Origin of the sequence: Xanthomonas sp. CFBP 8445 (genome assembly GCF_025666235.1) — a bacterium.
GTDB lineage: Bacteria > Pseudomonadota > Gammaproteobacteria > Xanthomonadales > Xanthomonadaceae > Xanthomonas_A > Xanthomonas_A indica.
In genome coordinates this window covers 333,123-351,995 of record NZ_CP102594.1, presented here as the reverse complement: position 1 = coordinate 351,995, position 18,873 = coordinate 333,123, and the positions used below count along the sequence as shown (strand labels likewise).

Sequence of the window (18,873 nt, the reverse complement as noted above, 5' to 3'; positions counted from 1 at the left end):
GCAGGCGACGCGACGGGTCAGCGCTTGTAGGTCTGCAGACCGGGCTTGATGGTTTTGTCGTCCAGGAATTGCTTCAGGCCTTGTTGCCGGCCCTTCTCGGGATCGCGGTGATTGGACTGGTCGACCTTGGCGTACAGGTAGTCCTCGTTCTGCTCCCAGGTCAGTTCGCGGCAGCGCTTGAAGCCGTGCTTGGCGAAGCGCAGCACCACCGGGTTCTTCTGCTGCAGCTCCTGCGCCAGCTTGGTCACCTCGGCGCGCAGCTGCGCGCGCGGCACGCTGGCGTTGACCAGGCCCATCTGCGCCGCCTCGGTGCCGGTGAAGGTACGCCCGGTCATGATGTACAGCATGGCGTTGCGGTGGCCCATGGTGTCGGCGACCGCCTTGCTGACCAGGTTGCCCGGCGGGATGCCCCAGTTGATCTCCGACAGCCCGAATACCGCCTCGTCGGCGGCGATGGCCAGGTCGCAGGCCACCAGCGGCGAGAATGCGCCGCCGAAGCACCAGCCATTGACCGCGGCGATGGTCGGCTTGCTGTAGAAGCGCAGCAGGCGCCACTGCCACTGCGAGCAGTCGCGGCGCATGCGCTCCTGCACGATCTCTTCCTTGCCGTCGGTCTCGCGGAAGTATTCCTTCAGGTCCATGCCGGCCGACCAGGATTCGCCGGCGCCGGTCAGCACCAGCACCTCGGCGTCGCTGTCCAGTTCCAGCGTTTCCAGCACGTCGATCATCTCGCGGTTGAGCGTGGGGCTCATCGCGTTGCGCTTGTCCGGACGGTTCAGGGTGACCCAGGCGATGCCTGCGTCGATCTCGACCTGGACGGTCTGCCAGCGGTCTTGGTAGCTGCTCATGGATAGGCCTGCATGGGGAGGGGGGAGGAGCGGATCACTTAGGACTGATAATAGTTATAGATCATCATTATTTCGGCGCAAGCTGCAGTGCAGCATGCTCGGGCGCCGTGACAGGTCTGCGTCGGCCACGGCGGGCTGCCTCTGCAATCACGCGATGCTGCGACCCGGCGTGCGGGCAATTCCAATACGCTGCGCGCGGCAGGCCAACCTGGCCGCGCTTCACGCCCGCCAAACGCATCCCTCACGGTCAGCCCTGGTTCATCGGCTAGGATCGGCGGCACAGGGGATCGCCACCACCGGAGTGATGTCCATGCACACCGCCTCCGCACTTGCCCAGCCTGTCCAGCCACACCGCACTGTCGATCTGGACTCCGAGATGGCGTATTGGCGTCAGGCCCATGCCGAGGGCCGCCTCGGTCACCAAGGCTTCGCCGACTACGCGCAGTTGCTGAAGATCGGCTACGACGTGTACCTGGCCTACCCGCGCGCCAGCGAGGCGCAGCTATACCGGGTGCTGCAGGACGCCTATCACCAGTGCGCGCCGATGCTGTCGGTGCCATGGGACGAGGCGCGCTGGCTGGTGCGGCACGCGTGGCAGCATCTGGCACATTCGGGGCGTTGTCACTGAGGAGCGCCTCGCGCAGCGGGGCATCTCGTCGTGGCCCGCATAGGAGCGGCGTCAGCCGCGACGGGCGTTACCGAGAATGCCTGTCGCGGCTGAAGCCGCTCCTGCGACGAGTCTTCGGTCGTTACTGGAGGCGCCCGCAAGGCGCCGCGTACCGGCGTGGCGGCGACACCAGGACAGCACACCATCGCGTGCATGGCACACCGCGGCCCTGCGCCGCGGGTTTGCTGTCGCGCGCTCCCCCACGCTGCATGCGGCTCAACGCGACGACGTGGGCGGCGACGCGCTGTGCTCCTTCGCCTCCAGGCGCCCGTGGAACGCGTTCGACCCCTTGCCCGGGGCCGTCGCCGCCTCGCCCTCGCTGCGCTTGAGCCGCTGCTTGCGCTGTTCGACCACGTCGCTGGCCAGGGCCACGCGACGCCCGATCACCATGTCGGTCAACCAGTCGATCAGGTAGCGCGTGTACGCGGCCTGGTGCGCCTTTTCGGTCAGCGCATGATCGGCGCCGGCGATCGTGCGCGTGGTCAGCGAGCGCGCGTTGGAAAAGGCGGCCGCATAGTTGCGCAGCACCTGCATTGGCACGATCACGTCGCGTTCGGCCTCTACCAGCAGCACGTCGCCACGGTAACGCTGGCAGGCCGCCAGGGCGCAGTTGTCCGCCGGCGCCACGACGCGGTTGCGATAGGGCATCAGGTCCGGATCGCGGTTCAGCGCGACCTTCGGCCCGTCCCAGTGCGCGTCCTTGTACAGCGCCGGCGAGCGCAGCGCCAGCCATTCCACCGGCCGCTCCAGGGTCAGCAACGCGGCCAGATAGCCGCCGTAGCTCAGCCCCACCACCGCGATCGCCTCCGGATCCACCTGCGGCGACGCCGCCAGGCGATCGTAGGCGGCCTTGATGTCGTCCAGGTTCTGCGCGCGCGTGACCGTTTCGCGCATCGAGGCCAGGCCTTCGTGCCCGCGCAGGTCGAAGGTCAGGCACACGCAGCCCAGGCCCGCCGCCTCGCGCGCGCGCACCAGGTTGTGGTGCTGGTTGCCGCCCCAACCGTGTACGAACAGCACGCCGGGCAGGCGGCTGGTCGGCGTCAGCAAGGTGCCGCTGAGCGCCGCGCCGTCGACCGGGATGTCGATGCTGGACAGTTCCGCTTCCATGGTCAGGCCACACTGCGCATGTAGCGGTACTTGGTCAACAGGCCGGTGCGCGGCTCCTCGCCGACGTAGTAGACCTGCGCCCCGGGGGGCGGCGGCGGATGCGCGCCGTAGCGCTCGACGGTGGCGGCGATCACGCGCTGCAACGTCGGCGATTGCTGGAACGCGGCGACCGCGGCCAATTCGGCCGGCGTGGCGCCGCCGACACGCCAGGACTGCTCGAGCACGCCGCAGGCAACGCTGCCGTCCGTCAAGAGGCCCTCGATCACGTCGTAGTTGCGCCGCGACGCATAGAACCCGGAATAGGCCGCGGCCACCAGCCGGTCGTAGTCGCGCGCCTTCATCACCGCGGTGCGCTGGCGTGGCGGCAATGGTTGCTCCAGCAGGGTATCGAGGGTGCCGCGGATCACGTGCAGTTCCGAGCCGCCATACGCCTCGCGGCCGCTGCCGTCGCGGGTGACCGATTGCGTGCCCCAATAGGCGATGGTCACGCCGGCGCAGTGGGTTTCGCCGACGCTGAAGGTGGTCGGCTGGTGCACATGCCGTTCCAGCACCACGCCATGCTGGCGCAGCTCGTGCGCGGGCAGGGTCGCCAGTGCCGCGTCCAGCGTCTGCGCGTCGCCAAGCAGCACCTGCCCCAGCCCACCGACGCCGTGCGGCAGCTTCAGTCGCACCGGGCCACCGGCATGCAGGCGCGCAAACGAGCGCCGCGCGTCGCCTGCGCTGAAGGCGGTGTAGCCGGGCAGCGTCATGTCCGCCAGCGCCATCCCCAGGTCCGGCTGCCACCCGTCCGGTGCCTGCGCATTGGCATCGACCAGCGGATGGCTGATCGCCTTGGTGGCGACGAAGGCATACGGCACCACGCCGCCAAGCAGATCGTCCACCGCGTGCACGCCGAGCTGCTGGGCCTGGGCGGCGGTGAGGGTGTCATCGGGCACGCAGAACGCGCACGTCCCGGCGGCGCAGGGATCCTCGTGCAGCGGCAGGCGCATCAGCCGCGCCACTTCCGCGACGACCCAGGCATGCGTGGCCACCTCGTGGCCGCCGGACGCCGCGTCGCGTACGTGGCAGGCGCGCACATTGGCATAAGCGGCAGGTCCGGCCATGCGCGAGGCTCCGTGGGGAGCCGGATGACGCGCCGCCTCGCTCATGTCCCGTACCAGCGCAGCAGCAGCACGACCACCAACGCCAGCAACACCACCACTGCAATCGCACCGAGCCAGCGGCTGCCGCGCAGTTGCCGCCACCAGGCCGCGGCTTCTGAGGTGCCGCTGGCATCGCGGGCGCGGCGGCGCGGCGGCGCAGAGCCGGAAGGGGGAGCCGCAGGATGGCGGTCGTCGTGGCGCATGGACCCAGGCTGTCGCGCAGACCGTCGCACGGGGGTGAACGCAATGTCGTGCGCGCGTCATGCGCGACGACCGGCATCACGAAGCCGAAGGGCACTACGGTCCGCTGCCCGCGGCCGACGTTTGCGGCGGGGACGCATCACTGCGTGCGCATAACGCCCGTGGCGGGATCACTGCCGACCGGACGCGCAGCAACGCGCTCAGGGGGCGCTGTGCACAGTGCTCAGGCAGTCGCCACGGCATGTGCGGGCAGCCGCGCGTCGATGCGGTGCTTGCCGGCCAGCGCCTGCATCCCCTGCAAGGTGGCCTGCACCGCACTGGCGTAGCCGCTGCGCCACAGGTCGGCGCGCGATTGCCGCGACGCGGCCGCATTCAGCGCCAGCGCGAAGGCCGGCACACGCGGATCGGCCAGCATGGCGCGCTCCAGGAACGGCTGCTCCGGCGCGATGACGTCGACCGGCGCCAGCCAGGCATCGGCGACCAATTCGGCCACGCCGACACGGTGCGAGAGTTGATGCATGGCGCTGAGCGTCTCGTGCAGCATTTCCAGGCACGCCCATTGCCACAACGCCGCCTTGTACTGCGGGTCGGCCTGGTCCAGGGCGGACAAGGCGCCATCGACATGATCGATGCGGAGATCCTGCATGGCCGGCTCCATACGGCGTTGCGATCCGCACATTCTGCGCGGCGAAAGTGAGCGCAACGTGAGTCGGGCGGCGGCCTCGACATGCACCCAATCACACGGCGCGCGACGCGGCTGGGTCCCTGGAGAGGCATCGCGTATACTTGCGCACCGCGCCCCGCCGGCGCGCGCCTGCTCTCCACGCTCTCCCATGACGCCACCCTGACACCCGCGACATGCATCGGTCCGCCCTCGACGGCAGGCCGCAGGTTGCTGGTTTTCCCTTGCATCTAGCGAGCACTGCCCTGCGACAGGGTGGTGTCAGGAGCGTTCACCTTGAAGTTTTCCTCTTCCCTGCGCCAGTCATGGTGCGGCAATCTCCGTGGCGACGTGCTCGCCGGCCTGGTGGTGGCACTGGCGCTGATTCCCGAGGCGATCGCGTTCTCGATCATCGCCGGGGTCGACCCCAAGATCGGCCTCTATGCCGCCTTCTGCATCTGCGTGACCATCGCCTTCGCCGGTGGACGCCCCGGCATGATCTCCGCCGCCACCGGCGCGATGGCGTTGCTGATGATCGGCCTGGTCAAGCAGCACGGCCTGCCCTACCTGCTGGCGGCCACGCTGCTGACCGGCGTGCTGCAGATCCTGGCCGGGCTGTTCAAGCTCGGCGCGCTGATGCGCTTCGTTTCGCGCTCGGTGATCACCGGTTTCGTCAACGCCCTGGCGATCCTGATCTTCATGGCGCAACTGCCCGAACTGATCGGCGTGCCGGCGCCGGTGTATCCGTTGGTGGCGCTGGGCTTGCTGCTGATCTACGGCCTGCCCTGGCTGTCGCGGCGCAGCTTCCCCGGCATCGGCCTGTGGCTGCTGGTGCTGGGCGCGGCATTGACGGCGGGCAGCATGGCGCCGTGGACGCTGCTGCCGGTGGCAGTGGGTGGCGCGGTGGCGTTGGTGCTCGGGCACCGCTGGACGCGCGGCCTGGCCGTGCCGCCACCGTTGGTGACGATCGTGCTGCTGACCGGGCTGGCGCTGTATTTCGGCATCTACGTGCCCACCGTCGGCGACAAGGGGCAACTGCCCGACCGCCTGCCCAGCCTGCTGTTGCCGGCGGTGCCGTGGACGCTGGAGACGCTGCGGATCGTGTTCCCGGTCGCGGCGACGATGGCGGTGGTCGGCCTGCTAGAGTCGATGATGACCGCGCAGATCGTCGACGACATGACCGATACGCCCAGCGACAAGAACCGCGAATGCGTGGGCCAGGGCGTGGCCAACATCGTCAGCGGCCTGTTCGGCGGCATGGCCGGCTGCGCGATGATCGGGCAGTCGGTGATCAACGTGAAGTCCGGCGGGCGCGGCCGCCTGTCCGCACTGGTCGCCGGCAGCGTGCTGTTGCTGCTGGTGGTGTTTGCCGGCGCCTGGGTGCGGCAGATCCCGATGGCTGCGCTGGTGGCGGTGATGATCATGGTCTCGGTCGGCACCTTCAGCTGGCGCTCGCTGGCGCAGTTGCGCACCCACCCGGCCAGCTCCAGCGTGGTGATGCTCGGCACCGTCGCGGTGACCGTGGCCACCCACGATCTGGCGCGCGGCGTCCTCACCGGCGTGCTGCTGTCGGCGCTGTTCTTCGCGCGCAAGGTCGGGCGCATGCTCGACATCGAGCGGAGCGAGGACGCGGACGGCGGCCACACCTACCGCATCCGCGGCCAGTTGTTCTTCGCCTCGGCCGGCAGCTTCGCCGGCGCCTTCGACTTCGCCCATGCGCCAGCGCGGGTCACCGTGGATCTGAGCCATGCGCATGTCTGGGACATCAGCGCCATCGGCGCGCTGGACCAGGTGGTGCTGAAATTCCGCCGCCACGGCGCCCAGGTCCACGTGGTGGGACTGAACCCAGGCAGTGCGGCGATGGTCGGTCGACTGGGCACCCATCATCGGGGCGACGTGGAGCACGTGCCTCTGCACTGAGGCATGGGCGGGATAGTCTCGACGCTGCGGCGACACCGCGCATGGCATTGGCCACCACGCGATCCGTAGGCCGCCGCGCGATCGCCGCCGCTCGCCTCCCCTCGGTGACACGGCGACGACATCGGCCGATTAGCATCGAACTGCTAACGGCCACGCAGGAGATCCGCCGATGTCACTGGACCACTGGCAATTGCCGCCACACGATTGGGTGCCCAACCACCCGTTCCTGCCGGTGCTGCACTACCGGCAATGTGTCGGCGCCCTCGACGCCGATGGGTTCGAACGCCGCTTCGCGGCGCACGGCTGGCCGCCGCAATGGCGCGACGGCATCTACGACTATCACCACTACCATTCCACCGCCCACGAGGTGCTGGGTGTCGCGCGCGGCAGCGCCCGCGTGCTGCTCGGCGGCCCGGGCGGCATCGAGGTTGCGCTCGCGGCCGGCGACGCCCTGCTGCTGCCGGCCGGTACCGGCCATTGCCGGCTCTCCGCCAGCACCGACTTCCTGGTGGTCGGTGCTTATCCCGACGGGCAGGACTGGGATATCTGCCGGGAACCGCCCAGCGCCGAGAGGCTGCAACGGATCGCCAACGTGCCGTTTCCGCAGAGCGATCCGCTGCTCGGGGCGGAGGGGCCGTTGCTGACGTATTGGCAGAAGCAGGCAAATCCGCAAACTGGTCGCCCTGGCTAAGCTTACCGTTGGCCCGACCACACCTCATTGAGGGGGTCAAACTCTGTCGTCACCATCGATTTCGACCTCCAACCAAAGCCGCAGATGGCGAGCGGCCCCTCCAGCAAAGGGTCGAGACCAAACGCATTCTCAATATTGACGTCGTTTATGGCCGACGTGACAAAAGCACCGAGCCCGAGTTGGGTAGCACTTGAATAAATCGCCTGGGAGATATGGCCGACGTCGAGCGTCACCGCGCGGTAGGCTTTCGAATGAAGCCGGTACTTCCAAAAGCTACGCGCATAGCGCGGGGCCAGAATGAGTTGCACATGCGCATCCGCAAACCAATGCTGGCCCGCCAACATCTTCCTCGCCAAGTCAGCCAAACCGGCCGACGGGACAGAAATCAGTTCCAAGGCATGGTTCACGGGGTGATAATGATAGAGACCGGGCGCAATGCCCTCCACCCGTTGGACTACCAGATATACCTCTGTCGGATGCAGTCCACCGGCCGAAGGAACATTCTTTTTTAGAAACGCCGTATCGTCCTGTAGGCGGACAACGGATTGCGCCATCACCACTCGCTGCATCATTCGCGAAAAGAGATCGACCGGAAGATGTCGCTCTTGATCGAAATTTCTGCACGTCGTCCTCGACGCCATCAGCTTTTCGTACTCGTCGACCGCGAGCCTGGGGAGCTCAATATCGTCTCCCAAGCGCGATCTTGAGATGACCTCGGGAGGCGGCGGACCGAGTTTGTCGCGCAGCTCAGGCGCCGTGGTCAACTTGTTGGCCTCCATGGAAGCAACGCTATCAAGATCCTTCCAGCGACAAAACTTGTGTAGCATCGCCGCTGCAGGCCACCAATACGCCGAGCGCACAGTGTCATCGCGCTCGCGCATTGCGCTGTGCGCGCTTGTATCGCCTATCAGTAGACCTTTTTCCAAAAGTCCATCAATTAAGCTTACGCCGTACCCAACAACGGATGCCATGTCGATCCAGTTGCTTGGGCTGACAGCGCCCAAGACCTCCCGCTCGCCCTGATCCACTTCGACCTCATCGTCCAGATGAGGAGCCAGCGCGAGCCAACGGGTTTGACGACTAAGGCCAGCTGCGCCAGCAAGCAGTGACATCAAGTCGAAGCCAACCGATTCCCTTGGCTCAAAAAATACAACTCCGCAGCGACGCAGCTTCATACCATCCTCATTGCAACCTCGGGGCTAAACTTTACCGGCTTTCTGCCGATATGCACTCCGTTGCACCGCAAACCTGGTCAAATCCAAGCCCTAATCTCACAATCAGAGCAAACTGGTCATGGCAAATAATCAGCCCCCGCACCCCTCTCCCCTGGATCCGGTTAGTGCAGCAGCGCTACTTGACGCTCTTATTAACGACGACGCCTTCCGCGCCGCATTCCAAAGCGACCCTGTCGCTGCACTCGCGTCCATCGGCATCATTTTGGACGCCGATGCCGACACAAGCTGCCTGGAAGTCGGAATAATGGCATCCAAGGAGGAGCTGATCGCTGCAAGAGAGCAACTTCTGTCCTACCTCGTTTCCGACACGGCGTTCCACAACCCGCATTGCTTCGAAGCAAACAAGGTTGAAAACTACCTAAAGACGAGCAGTTGACCGATCGAGGTTCAGCCCCTTAATTCTTCGCATTGCTGCAGCAGCATCTGCGACATTAAGGGGCTGAAAAATAGAGCTACCCGCAACTTCCGCGTACCCCTGCCCACGGGCGGCCGCGATCGCACGATCCTGCGCAAGAACCGCCTCAGAATCTCCAATACGATCCAATGCATCTCTCATGACAATCCTGGACTGGAACAGCTCTTTTCCATTCATTTGCGATTGAAGCAAAGTGACGGCCAATCGGGGATTTCCCTCTTGCAACAGTTGCTTTGCCCTGATCAGACCAGCCATTCTACTGGCTGTCGCATCGCTAGAACGCTCAGCCATGCGAACGAGGCCTTGCAATTCATTTGGAAGCTTTTTTAGACCGGCACGTTGCAGCAGATACACTGAAGCAAGTGCCAAGGCCGCGTAGTCAGACCTTTCAACACTTGGCTTTGCAGATACACTTTTTGATAGCTCGCTCGCGCACTTTAGAAGCTCACTCTGCAAATCGGCATCTTGCATTTCCGTTGCGCGCAAAGACAAGGCGATCAACTTGAAGTCATGGTACAGCAGTTCAGACTCTGGCTTGGCCTGCCTGGCCTCCTGATCCGCCAGGGACGCGGCTTCCACCAGATTGCCGCTCTGAGCAAGAACGGCAATGCGTGTAATGATGTCCGCCGGCCTAGCTTGATACCCGTTGCCTTCCACACGATGATCGATGAGACGTTGAGCCGCCAGAAGATCGCCGGATGCAGCCAGTGCGAGCGCGCTTCCCAGACCAGGGGATGCGCCGAACTCCTCCTCCGATTGTCGAAAGTACTCGAAGGACTCTTGGTATCTGCCCTGCGCAAGCTCCGCTCTCGCCAATTGATCGAGAGCATAGCCTCGTAGTGGATTGTTTGCCACGACAGCCGATTTCAAATATTTAATGGCCTCTGGATAGTCGCCATTCTCCATTGAAATCCAGGCGTAATTAGCAGCGCCCGCATAATAATCTGGATACAGCTGCGCCAGAAGCTTCCACCTGCGTGCGGGATCATCTCCCTTCTGTGGAAAGTATTGAGATTTCCACGCCAAGAGATAGAGCTGATCTCGCTTTGGGAGCCGTTCCAAGTGGCTCAATGCCGCAGAAAGGTGCGATTCGGCTAACGCGGGTGCAGCACGGCTCACATATATCCGCATGATAGCGGCATGAGCCAGGGCAAAATCTTTGTCGAGCTCCAAAGCCCGATTAAAATATTCAAGTGCCGAGTCGTTTTCTTTTCGGGCGTAGGCCTCGACACCCAGTGAGTACGCTCGCAGCGCATCGATGCTGGGGGTGGTGACCTGTGGCAAGGGCTGTGCGCTCTGGGCAATGGAATCCATGGCTTCGCCCAACTGGTCGCGCAACTGGGCGGTGACGTCGTCGATCGACGCCAAGGCTGAATCCAACCCTTTTCCGTCTTTCGACAGCGCGAGGACCGTTGCACCGCTTGTAGGATCGACGACGTCGACGCTTACCCTCAATCGCCGCCCTACCTCAGCGACCGTCGGCAAGAGGACGGCTTTTGCTCCGTCGCGCTGAGCAATTTCCGACGCGGTGGCGCGATCAATACGACTGTCGGGGCTACGCTGCATCCGCACCAAGGTGTCCCGTACCTTGAGGTCACTCAGCAGATTCACGTAACGGGACTGTTCAAGGCTGATCCGGAACGCTTGGTCCAGCGATTCGTCAAGTACCTGATTGCCAGTGAGATTCCGCAAATCCCCCACCACGACCCAGTCGCGCTCGGCGAAGGCGATGGCCGGCTGCGGGCGGGTGACGAACCAGGCGCCGACCGCGAACGCGGCGATCAGCGCCGCTTCCGCCGCCAGCGCCGCCGGCCGGCGCCACAGCGGGATGTCGCGCCAGGCCTTGGGCGTGGGCTTGGGCGCGCGCAGCGGGGTGTGGCCGATCTCGCCGACTTCGTAGATCTCCAGCGGCGTCGGCACGCCCTTGAAGCGCCAGCGGCCGTGCGACTTCCACAGCAGGCGTTCGCCGCGCTCGCCCAATTCGCGCGCGGCGCGGTGGGTCAGCGATTCGGCCACCGCCGAGAGCAGGATCTGCCCGGGCCGGGCCAGGGTCATCAGCCGCGCCGCGGTCGGCTTGGCCAGGCCTTCCACTTCCAGCGGCTTGGCGCCCACCTGCACCGCGGCGTCGCTGTTGCGCCAGGTCAGCACTTCGCCGACGTGCAGGCCGGCGCGCACCTTCAGGTCGAGCTTGCGCTGCGCGCCCAGGTCGCGGAGGCCGCGGCTGTAGTCCAGGGCGAAGCCGAGGCCGTCGATGGGCCGTTCGAACAGCAGCAGCAGGCCGTCGGAGCGATCGATCAGGCGACCGCGCCAGCGTTGCTGCAGTTCCAGCACCAGCGAGTCGTGGCGCTTGAAGAGTTCGGCCGCGTTGGCGTCGCCGAGCTTTTCCACCAGCGCCACCGAGTCGCACAGGTCGGTCAGCAGCAGGGTGCGGAGCTGCGGGACCTCGGACGGCGGTGCGGGGACGTCGGTCATGGCGGCGGCTCGGCGGACGCGGGCGTGGCTCAGCAGTTGGCGGAGGCGAGGTCGTGCCAGTACAGCCGGTTGCCGCCCTGGCGTTTGGCCTCGTACAACGCCGCGTCGGCGTTGGCGTACCAGTCGTTCCAGTCCGAATGCGGGTCGACCCGGCTGATGCCGATGCTGACCGGGCAGATGTGCGGCGCCGGGTGCGGCACGCCCAGCAGGTTCTGCACGGTGGCGAGCACGAACTCGCCGATGCGGCGCAGGTCTTCGACGTTGCCGGCGGCCACCAGCAGGCAGAACTCGTCGCCGCCCAGGCGGCAGGCGATGTCGTCCGGCCCGGCCACCGAACGCAGGATGTTGGCGACGTTCTGCAGCACGCGGTCCCCAACCAGGTGGCCGTGCGCATCGTTGATGTGCTTGAAGCGGTCGCAGTCGATCAGCAGCAGGCCCGGGCCGGGCGAGCGGCCGTCGCGGCGACATTCCTGCAGGCGCAGGATCAGCCCGCGGCGGTTGTGCAGGCCGGTGAGTTCGTCGGTGCGCACCAGCTCTTCGGTCTGGGTCAACTGGTGGGTGGTGGCGTAGAGGTTGTCCAGCGCCGCTTCCAGGTCGCGATTGCGCCGGCGCAGTTGGCGGATCAGGGTCTGCTCGTTCATCACCACGCGCACGATGGTGCGGCGGAGGAAGTAGGCGACCACGCCCGGGTCGCGCTCGACCAGGCGCTGGAAGTCGTCGTGGTCCAGTTCCACCAGCGCGCCGTCGCTGGCGGCGATGGCGTCGGCGCTGCGCATGTGGTTGCCGATCAGCAGGCCCAGTTCGCCGAAGAATTCGCCGTGGCCGAGATGCTTCACCACCAGGTCCTCGCCGAAATCCAGATCGATCACGCCACTGGTGATCACGAACATGGCGCTGCCGCCGTCGCCGCGGCGGAACAGCACCTCGCCGGCGCGCACCGTACGGGCGCGGCCGAATTCGGAAAACAGGCGCAATTCCGCCGCGGTCAGCACCGCCAGCTCGTTCGGCTTCGGAGAGACCGCAGCGTTGGAAATTGTGCCGCGTGCGGTGGATGCGGCGCTGTCGCAGCTCATCCGGCCCCCTCATGTGACGTCGCTGCCCCTGTCCGCGGAGCATAGCACCTACACGCGGCACTCACGATACGCTTCACAGCCAATCTCACGCCCGGAGAGACGATAACGCAAGCTGTCGCACACGGTAGACACCGCCTCGCCTTGGCAGCAAAGCGCGTAAAAAAAAGCCCGGGCGAACCCGGGCTTCCCACCTCCTGCCAGGGAGGGGCGATCGAAGGCGGCTGGCTGCAGGTCAGGCCGCTTTCTCGCCATGGAACTGCTCTTCCTCGGTCGAGCCGGTCAGTGCGGTGGTCGAGGACTGGCCCTGCTGGATCGCCTGGGTCACCGCATCGAAATAGCCGGTGCCGACCTCGCGCTGGTGCTTGACCGCGGTGAAGCCACGGTCGGCGGCAGCGAACTCGGCTTCCTGCAACTCGACGAAGGCGCTCATCTGCCGGCGCGCATAGCCGTGCGCCAGATTGAACATCGAGTAGTTCAGCGCGTGGAAGCCGGCCAGGGTGATGAACTGGAACTTGTAGCCGTAGCTGGCGATCTCGCGCTGGAACTTGGCGATGGTGGCGTCGTCCAGGTTCTTCTTCCAGTTGAAGCTGGGCGAGCAGTTGTAGGCCAGCAGCTTGCCGGGGAACTTGGCATGGATGGCCTCGGCGAACTTGCGCGCGAACTCCAGGTCCGGCTTGCCGGTTTCGCACCAGATCAGGTCGGCGTAGGGCGCATACGCCAGGCCGCGGCTGATCGCCTGGTCCAGGCCCTTGCGGGTGCGGAAGAAGCCTTCGACGGTGCGCTCGCCGGTGGTGAACGGGCGGTCGTTGGCGTCGATGTCGCTGGTCACCAGGTCGGCGGCCTCGGCATCGGTACGCGCCACCAGCAGGGTCGGCACGCCCATCACGTCGGCGGCCAGGCGCGCAGCGTTCAACTTCTCGATCGCCTCGCGGGTCGGCACCAGCACCTTGCCGCCCATGTGCCCGCACTTCTTCACCGAGGCCAGTTGGTCCTCGAAGTGCACGCCGGCGGCGCCGGCCTCGATCATCGCCTTCATCAGCTCGAAGGCGTTGAGCACGCCGCCGAAGCCGGCCTCGGCGTCGGCCACGATCGGCTGCAGGAAGTCGATCTCGTCCTTGCCCTCGGCGTGGTGCAATTGGTCGGCACGCAGCAGCGTGTTGTTGATGCGCTTGACCACCGCCGGCACCGAGTCGGCCGGGTACAGCGACTGATCCGGGTACATCTGCCCGGCCAGGTTGGCGTCGGCGGCCACCTGCCAGCCGGACAGGTAGATGGCGTTGAGCCCGGCCTTGACCTGCTGCATCGCCTGGTTGCCGGTCAGCGCGCCCAGCGCGTTGACGAAGTCCTTCTCGTGCAGGTACTTCCACAGTTTCTCGGCACCGAGCCGGGCCAGCGAATGCTCCACGTGCACCGTGCCGCGCAGGCGCACCACGTCGGCGGCGGTGTAGTTGCGGGTAATCCCGGCCCAGCGCGGATCGGTGTCCCAGTCGCGCTGGATCTGTTCGGCGGTCTGCAGCGTGGTGCTCATCTGGCGTTCTCCTCGAAATGGATGCAGCGATGAAACGGTGGGGCGGTGGTTGGCTAAAGGCTTGCCAGGCACGGAAGGGGTCAGAGACAGGGACATCGCTTTCACGAATCCCCAATCCCGATTCCCCAATCCCGGCTTCCCATCAATCAATCAACTGATAGGCCGGCAAGGTCAGGAAGTCGGCCAGTTCTTCGTCGCGGGTCAGCCGGTCGAGCAGCGCGATGGCCTCGTCCACGCGTGCCCCGCCCGGCAGCAGCGCGCGCTCGCCCAGCCGCGCCGGCAGTTGCCGCAGGCAGGCGTCGAACAGGGCGAAGTCGATGGCGGTGCCGTCGTCCAGGTGCAGGCCGCCCACGTGCAGCCACTGCCACAGCTGGCTGCGGCTGATCTCGGCGGTGGCGGCGTCCTCCATCAGGTGGTGGATCGGCACGCAGCCGTTGCCGTCCAGCCACGCCGCCAGGTAGCGCACGCACACTTCGATGTTGCCCTCGAAGCCGGCGCGGGTGATGGTGCCGGCGGACGGGGCGATCAGCGTGTCGCGGTCGGCCTGCACGTCCTCGCGGCGCACCGCGTGCTGGTTGGGCGTGCGCATGTGCTCGTCGAACACGGCGCGGGCGATCGGGATCAGCGCCGGGTGCGCCACCCAGGTGCCGTCGTGGCCGGCGGTGACTTCGCGCAGCTTGTCCGCGCGCACCCGCGCCATCGCCTGCTCGTTGGCCGCCTCGTCGTGGCTGATCGGGATCTGCGCGGCCATGCCACCCATCGCGTGCGCGCCGCGGCGGTGGCAGGTGCGGATCAGCAGTTCCGAGTAGGCCTTCAGGAACGGCTGGGTCATGGTCACCTGGCCGCGCTCGGGCAGCACCCGGTCCGGATGCCGGCGGAAGGTCTTCAGGTAGGAAAAGATGTAGTCCCAGCGGCCGCAGTTCAGGCCGACGATGCGCCCGCGCAGCGCGTGCAGGATCTCGTCCATCTCGAACACCGCCGGCAGCGTCTCGATCAGCACGGTGACCTTGATCTGGCCCTGCGGCAGGCCGAGCATGTCCTCGATGTGGGCCAGCGCGGTTTCCCACAGCGCCGCCTCCTCCATCGACTGCAGCTTGGGCAGGTACAGGTACGGGCCGCGGTCCTTGGCCTGCAGCGCGCGGCCGTTGTGGAAGGCGAACAGCGCCGCGTCGAACAGGCCGCCGGCCAGCGGCTGCCCGTCGACCAGCACGTGCTTCTCGTCCAGGTGCCAGCCGCGCGGGCGCACGATCAGCACCGCCTGTTCCTCGTAGGGGCGCAGCGCGTAGCGCTTGCCCGGGGTGCCGTCGCGCGCGGCCGGCGCGGTGAAGGTCAGGGTCCCGGCCACCGCCTCGGCCAGGGCGCGCTGGCCCGCGACCAGGTTGCGCCAGGTCGGCGCGGTCGAGTCCTCGAAGTCGGCCATGTACACCTTGGCGCCGGAGTTCAGCGCATTGATGACCATCTTCGGATCGGTCGGGCCGGTGATCTCGACCCGGCGGTCCTGCAGCGCCTCGGGCAGCGGCGCCACCTGCCAGTCGCCCTCGCGGATCGCGCGGGTGTCGTCGCGGAAGTCCGGCAGGCCGCCCGCGTCGAAGAAGGCCTGGCGCTCGCGCCGCGCCGCCAGCCGCGCCTGGCGCTCCGGCTCGATCGCCCGGTGCAGCGACACCAGCAGGCCGAGCAGCGGCGGCGGCAGCAGGGCGTCCTGGCCGGCCAGCGAGGCGGTGAGCGCGATGCCCGGCGTGGAGCGCGTGGACGGGTCGGGAACGGCAGCGAAAGCGGGGGCGGACATGTGGGGATTCCTCGATGTTTCCGGGGCTCCACCGTGCTGCCACCGCATGTATTTGACAAAGCAGTTTTGTCAATGCTTTATATAAGTCAGCCTTATATCCGTCACGTCATGGCCACGGGCAGCGCTGCAACCCCTCGATTTCCTTACAAATCCGACCGGCTCAAACCCCTGCGCGCGTTCTGCCAGACGGTGCGCCTGGGGGCGGTGTCGCGGGCGGCGGAGGCCTTGTTCGTCAGCCAGCCGGCGGTGACCCTGCAGTTGCAGGCGCTGGAACGGGAGCTGGGAGTGGTGCTGTTCGAGCGCAGCGGCCGCCGCCTGGTGCCCAGCCGCGAGGGCCAGTTGCTGTACGAGATGGCACAGCCGCTGGTGGAGAGCCTGGACCGGCTGGAGGCGGACTTCCGCGAGAAGGCGCGCGGGCTGGACGCCGGCGAGCTCAACGTGGCCGCCAACAGTTCCACCATCCTCTATCTGCTGCCGAAGATCGTGGAAGCCTTCCGTGCCCGCCACCCACAGGTGCGGCTGACCCTGCACAACGCGATCAGCGCCGACGGCACCGATCTGCTGCGCGAGGACGCGGTGGACCTGGCGGTCGGCTCCATGCTCGACGTGCCGGCCGACCTCAGCTACGCCCCGGTGTACCGCTTCGAACAGCTGCTGATCGCCCCGCACGACCACCCGCTGGCCCGCAAGCCGACGCTGGCGCTGGAAGACCTGTCGCCCTACCCGCTGATCCTGCCGCCGCGGCGCCAGGTCACCTACCGCCTGGTCGACCTGGTGTTCCAGCAGGCGCGCGTGCCCTACACCGTCGCCCTGGAAGTGGGCGGCTGGGAGGTGATCAAGCAGTACGTGGCGATGGGCATGGGCGTGTCCATCGTCAGTTCGATCTGCCTCACCGACGCCGACCGCGCGCGCCTGGCCACCCGCGCGCTGGGCGACTACTTCCCGGCGCGCAGCTATGGCGTGGTGGTGCGCAAGGGCAAGTACCTGTCGCCGCAGGCACGCGCCTTCATCGAACTGATCCAGCCGGACCTGTTCACCCCGCGCGGCTACGACGAGAGCGGGCCGTCGGAGCGCTGAGCGCGGCGGCGCACGCCGCCGCCGACATCGCGCCACTCAGCCTGGGCGATCCCAGTGCGGCGGCTGGCCGATCGCCTGCCGCAGCACATGCGCCAATCGCGCCACCCGCGCCGGCAGCGGCGTCTGGCTCGGCACCAGCCACAGCCATTGCTGCGGCCCGGACGGCAACGCCGCCTCGTGGAACAGCGCACGCAGGCGATGCCGGCGCAGGTCCTCGCCGACCAGCCAGGTCGGCAGGCAGGCCACGCCCAGGCCATCCAGCGCGGCCAGGCGCAGGGTTTCCAGATCGTCGCAGCGCAGCCGTCGCGGCGGCAGCGCCACGTCCGCGCCGAGCACATGCCGCCAACTGATGACCGTGTCGTCGTGGCGCTTGTCCAGCAACGCGTGCGTGGCCAGCGCCGGCAAGCGGTCGACCGGCCCGGCGCCATGCAGATAGGCGGGACTGGCGCAGACCACCCGCCGCAACGGGGCCAGCCGCAGCGCGCCGGCCGGCGCCGGGTCCGGGCCGAGCCGGATCACCGCATCCAGGCGCCTGCGCAGCGGGATGTCGAACCGCTCCACCAGGTCCAGGTCGACGTGCAACTGCGGGTGCCGCCGCGACAGCGCCGCCAGCAACGGCATCAGTTGCGTGCGGCCGAACGACGGCAGGCAGCTCAAGCGCAAGGTGCCTGCCACCTCGCCCTGCAGCTGCGCCAGTTCCGCGCGCGTCTCGGCCAGGCCGCCGAGCAGCGCGGCGGCACGCGCCTGCAGCACGCGTCCGGCCTCGGTGAGGCTCAGGCTGCGGCTGGAACGGATCAGCAGCTGCGTGCCCAGCGCCTTTTCCAGCGCATCCAGGCTGCGACTGAGCGAGGACGTGGCGACGCCGCGATGACGCGCCGCGGCGGACAGGCTGCCCGCCTCGACCACGTCTAGGAACGCCTGCAACTGGCCGAATATCCGTTCGAAATCGTGCATCGTTGCAGTTTACGCAATGCCGGATTGCAGCGGTGCGCGTGCATGGTGAGTGCCCCGCCGCGGCACCGCGGCCCTGCACAGGAGCCTGTCCGATGCATTCCCATTCCCGCGCCGACATCGCCTTCGACGCCGACGGCGTCACCCTGCGTGGCTGGCTGTACCGGCCCACGCCAACCACCGCCACGCCCGCGCCGATCGTGGTGATGGCGCACGGCTGGTCGCTGGTCAAGGAGGCGTACCTGGATCGCTATGCCGAGGTGTTCGCCGCCGCCGGCCTGGCTGTGCTGGTGTACGACCACCGCGGCTTCGGCGACAGCGACGGCACCCCACGGCAGGAGATCGATCCCTGGCGCCAGATCGAGGATTGCCGCCACGCCATCACCTATGCCGGCAGCCTGGACGGCATCGACCCGATGCGCCTCGGCGTGTGGGGCACCAGCTACAGCGGCGCGCACGCCATGCAGGTCGCGGCCACCGATCGGCGGGTCAAGGCGGTGGTCGCGCAGGTGCCCGGCCTGGCCGGCTATCGCAACGGGCTGCGCCGCGGCAGCTACGAGCGCGCCGAGGCCCTGCAGGCCGCGTTCGCCGCGGATCGCCTGTCGGTGTTGCGCGGTGGCGAGCCCGCACGCAAGGCCGTGGTCGGTGCCGCGGACGCGCTCTTTCCCAGCGACGACGCGCGCGCCTTCTTCGAGGGCGCCGGTGCGATCGCACCGAACTGGCGCAACTGGACCACCCTGCGCTCGGCGGAGTGGAGCCGCGGCTACGAGCCGGCGATCTTCGCCGCGGCGATCAGCCCGACTCCGTTGCTGATGATCGTCGCCGACCGCGACTACATCTCCGGCACCGACTTCCAACTGCAAGCCTACGCGCAGGCGCTGGAACCGAAGCAGTTGCTGATGCTGCGCGGCGGCCACTTCGTGCCGTACGTCGAACAGTTCGAGGTCTCCAGCGGCGCCGCACGCGACTGGTTCGTCGCGCACCTGGCGCCGGCGCCACGCAGCGGCGTCTGATCCGCCGGCGCGGCGGCGGTGCTGGTGCAGCGCGCGTCGCGCCGGCGCGGCCATGCCTGCGCGACGACGCGGCCTGCTACCGTGGC

The 18,873-nt window shown here is 67.3% G+C and carries 17 protein-coding genes; 6 read left to right on the top strand and 11 right to left on the bottom strand.

Annotated elements, in window-relative coordinates:
• Positions 1–17: 17 nt before the first annotated feature.
• Positions 18–848 (bottom strand): p-hydroxycinnamoyl CoA hydratase/lyase, encoded by an 831-nt coding sequence (locus tag NUG21_RS01580; protein WP_010343733.1) that lies wholly within the window; start codon positions 846–848, stop codon positions 18–20.
• A gap of 310 nt (positions 849–1,158) precedes the next feature.
• Here NUG21_RS01580 and NUG21_RS01575 point away from each other — a divergent pair, with 310 nt between their 5' ends.
• Positions 1,159–1,476 (top strand): hypothetical protein, encoded by a 318-nt coding sequence (locus tag NUG21_RS01575; protein ID WP_317852474.1) that lies wholly within the window; start codon positions 1,159–1,161, stop codon positions 1,474–1,476.
• A gap of 255 nt (positions 1,477–1,731) precedes the next feature.
• Here the strand turns inward: NUG21_RS01575 and NUG21_RS01570 are convergent, their stop codons facing one another.
• The 4 genes from NUG21_RS01570 to NUG21_RS01555 all read right to left on the bottom strand — a co-directional run bounded on the left by NUG21_RS01570 (position 1,732) and on the right by NUG21_RS01555 (position 4,611).
• On the bottom strand, positions 1,732–2,622 hold the full coding sequence (locus NUG21_RS01570) for an alpha/beta hydrolase family protein (protein WP_263392086.1): 891 nt from the start codon (positions 2,620–2,622) through the stop codon (positions 1,732–1,734).
• A 2-nt stretch (positions 2,623–2,624) separates the two neighbouring features.
• Complete coding sequence (locus tag NUG21_RS01565) at positions 2,625–3,725, bottom strand: DUF3182 family protein (protein ID WP_263392085.1); 1,101 nt, start codon at positions 3,723–3,725, stop codon at positions 2,625–2,627.
• A 41-nt stretch (positions 3,726–3,766) separates the two neighbouring features.
• Complete coding sequence (locus tag NUG21_RS01560; protein ID WP_160946837.1) at positions 3,767–3,967, bottom strand: hypothetical protein; 201 nt, start codon at positions 3,965–3,967, stop codon at positions 3,767–3,769.
• Positions 3,968–4,188: 221 nt separating this feature from the next.
• Positions 4,189–4,611 carry a hypothetical protein gene (locus NUG21_RS01555; RefSeq protein WP_263392084.1) on the bottom strand — a complete coding sequence of 141 codons (423 nt, stop codon included), beginning with the start codon at positions 4,609–4,611 and terminating at the stop codon, positions 4,189–4,191.
• A gap of 312 nt (positions 4,612–4,923) precedes the next feature.
• Between NUG21_RS01555 and NUG21_RS01550 the strand changes: the two genes are divergently transcribed.
• Positions 4,924–6,546, top strand: coding sequence for a SulP family inorganic anion transporter (locus NUG21_RS01550; RefSeq protein WP_263392083.1), 1,623 nt, complete (start codon positions 4,924–4,926; stop codon positions 6,544–6,546).
• A gap of 169 nt (positions 6,547–6,715) precedes the next feature.
• Positions 6,716–7,237, top strand: coding sequence for a cupin (locus NUG21_RS01545; RefSeq protein ID WP_263392082.1), 522 nt, complete (start codon positions 6,716–6,718; stop codon positions 7,235–7,237).
• A gap of 2 nt (positions 7,238–7,239) precedes the next feature.
• Here NUG21_RS01545 and NUG21_RS01540 read toward each other — a convergent pair whose 3' ends face one another.
• A complete protein-coding gene (locus NUG21_RS01540; protein ID WP_242159143.1) occupies positions 7,240–8,412 on the bottom strand; it encodes a putative peptide maturation dehydrogenase in 1,173 nt (390 codons plus the stop codon).
• 118 nt (positions 8,413–8,530) lie between these two features.
• Here NUG21_RS01540 and NUG21_RS01535 point away from each other — a divergent pair, with 118 nt between their 5' ends.
• Positions 8,531–8,848: an NHLP-related RiPP peptide gene (locus NUG21_RS01535; protein ID WP_160946842.1), complete on the top strand. Its 318-nt coding sequence runs from the start codon at positions 8,531–8,533 to the stop codon at positions 8,846–8,848.
• Here the strand turns inward: NUG21_RS01535 and NUG21_RS01530 are convergent.
• From NUG21_RS01530 to aceB, 4 genes are all read right to left on the bottom strand, one after another.
• Complete coding sequence (locus NUG21_RS01530; RefSeq protein WP_263392081.1) at positions 8,831–11,359, bottom strand: putative peptide modification system cyclase; 2,529 nt, start codon at positions 11,357–11,359, stop codon at positions 8,831–8,833. The genes NUG21_RS01535 and NUG21_RS01530 overlap by 18 nt on opposite strands.
• A gap of 29 nt (positions 11,360–11,388) precedes the next feature.
• A complete protein-coding gene (locus NUG21_RS01525; protein ID WP_263392080.1) occupies positions 11,389–12,432 on the bottom strand; it encodes a GGDEF domain-containing protein in 1,044 nt (347 codons plus the stop codon).
• A 232-nt stretch (positions 12,433–12,664) separates the two neighbouring features.
• Positions 12,665–13,960, bottom strand: a complete 1,296-nt coding sequence (gene aceA, locus NUG21_RS01520; RefSeq protein ID WP_242081503.1) for an isocitrate lyase — start codon at positions 13,958–13,960, stop codon at positions 12,665–12,667.
• Between the two features lie 142 nt (positions 13,961–14,102).
• Entirely contained in the window at positions 14,103–15,746 is a 1,644-nt protein-coding gene (aceB, locus tag NUG21_RS01515) for a malate synthase A (RefSeq protein ID WP_242159140.1), read from the bottom strand.
• Between the two features lie 108 nt (positions 15,747–15,854).
• Between aceB and NUG21_RS01510 the strand changes: the two genes are divergently transcribed.
• The gene (locus NUG21_RS01510; RefSeq protein WP_160946847.1) at positions 15,855–16,823 is read left to right on the top strand and encodes a LysR family transcriptional regulator; all 969 of its coding nucleotides are present in this window, start codon (positions 15,855–15,857) and stop codon (positions 16,821–16,823) included.
• Positions 16,824–16,859: 36 nt separating this feature from the next.
• Here the strand turns inward: NUG21_RS01510 and NUG21_RS01505 are convergent, their stop codons facing one another.
• Positions 16,860–17,777, bottom strand: coding sequence for a LysR family transcriptional regulator (locus NUG21_RS01505; RefSeq protein WP_160946848.1), 918 nt, complete (start codon positions 17,775–17,777; stop codon positions 16,860–16,862).
• Positions 17,778–17,869: 92 nt separating this feature from the next.
• Between NUG21_RS01505 and NUG21_RS01500 the strand changes: the two genes are divergently transcribed.
• Positions 17,870–18,787: an alpha/beta hydrolase gene (locus NUG21_RS01500; protein ID WP_160946849.1), complete on the top strand. Its 918-nt coding sequence runs from the start codon at positions 17,870–17,872 to the stop codon at positions 18,785–18,787.
• The last annotated feature ends 86 nt before the right edge of the window (positions 18,788–18,873 follow it).

What these genes read in the sequence shown, in the direction of transcription:
- NUG21_RS01580 (WP_010343733.1), bottom strand. Translation starts at nt 848, where the DNA reads ATGAGCAGCTACCAAGACCGCTGGCAGACCGTCCAGGTCGAGATCGAC.
- NUG21_RS01575 (WP_317852474.1), top strand. Translation starts at nt 1,159, where the DNA reads ATGCACACCGCCTCCGCACTTGCCCAGCCTGTCCAGCCACACCGCACT.
- NUG21_RS01570 (WP_263392086.1), bottom strand. Translation starts at nt 2,622, where the DNA reads ATGGAAGCGGAACTGTCCAGCATCGACATCCCGGTCGACGGCGCGGCG.
- NUG21_RS01565 (WP_263392085.1), bottom strand. Translation starts at nt 3,725, where the DNA reads ATGGCCGGACCTGCCGCTTATGCCAATGTGCGCGCCTGCCACGTACGC.
- NUG21_RS01560 (WP_160946837.1), bottom strand. Translation starts at nt 3,967, where the DNA reads ATGCGCCACGACGACCGCCATCCTGCGGCTCCCCCTTCCGGCTCTGCG.
- NUG21_RS01555 (WP_263392084.1), bottom strand. Translation starts at nt 4,611, where the DNA reads ATGCAGGATCTCCGCATCGATCATGTCGATGGCGCCTTGTCCGCCCTG.
- NUG21_RS01545 (WP_263392082.1), top strand. Translation starts at nt 6,716, where the DNA reads ATGTCACTGGACCACTGGCAATTGCCGCCACACGATTGGGTGCCCAAC.
- NUG21_RS01540 (WP_242159143.1), bottom strand. Translation starts at nt 8,412, where the DNA reads ATGAAGCTGCGTCGCTGCGGAGTTGTATTTTTTGAGCCAAGGGAATCG.
- NUG21_RS01535 (WP_160946842.1), top strand. Translation starts at nt 8,531, where the DNA reads ATGGCAAATAATCAGCCCCCGCACCCCTCTCCCCTGGATCCGGTTAGT.
- NUG21_RS01530 (WP_263392081.1), bottom strand. Translation starts at nt 11,359, where the DNA reads ATGACCGACGTCCCCGCACCGCCGTCCGAGGTCCCGCAGCTCCGCACC.
- NUG21_RS01525 (WP_263392080.1), bottom strand. Translation starts at nt 12,432, where the DNA reads ATGAGCTGCGACAGCGCCGCATCCACCGCACGCGGCACAATTTCCAAC.
- aceA (WP_242081503.1), bottom strand. Translation starts at nt 13,960, where the DNA reads ATGAGCACCACGCTGCAGACCGCCGAACAGATCCAGCGCGACTGGGAC.
- aceB (WP_242159140.1), bottom strand. Translation starts at nt 15,746, where the DNA reads ATGTCCGCCCCCGCTTTCGCTGCCGTTCCCGACCCGTCCACGCGCTCC.
- NUG21_RS01510 (WP_160946847.1), top strand. Translation starts at nt 15,855, where the DNA reads ATGGCCACGGGCAGCGCTGCAACCCCTCGATTTCCTTACAAATCCGAC.
- NUG21_RS01505 (WP_160946848.1), bottom strand. Translation starts at nt 17,777, where the DNA reads ATGCACGATTTCGAACGGATATTCGGCCAGTTGCAGGCGTTCCTAGAC.
- NUG21_RS01500 (WP_160946849.1), top strand. Translation starts at nt 17,870, where the DNA reads ATGCATTCCCATTCCCGCGCCGACATCGCCTTCGACGCCGACGGCGTC.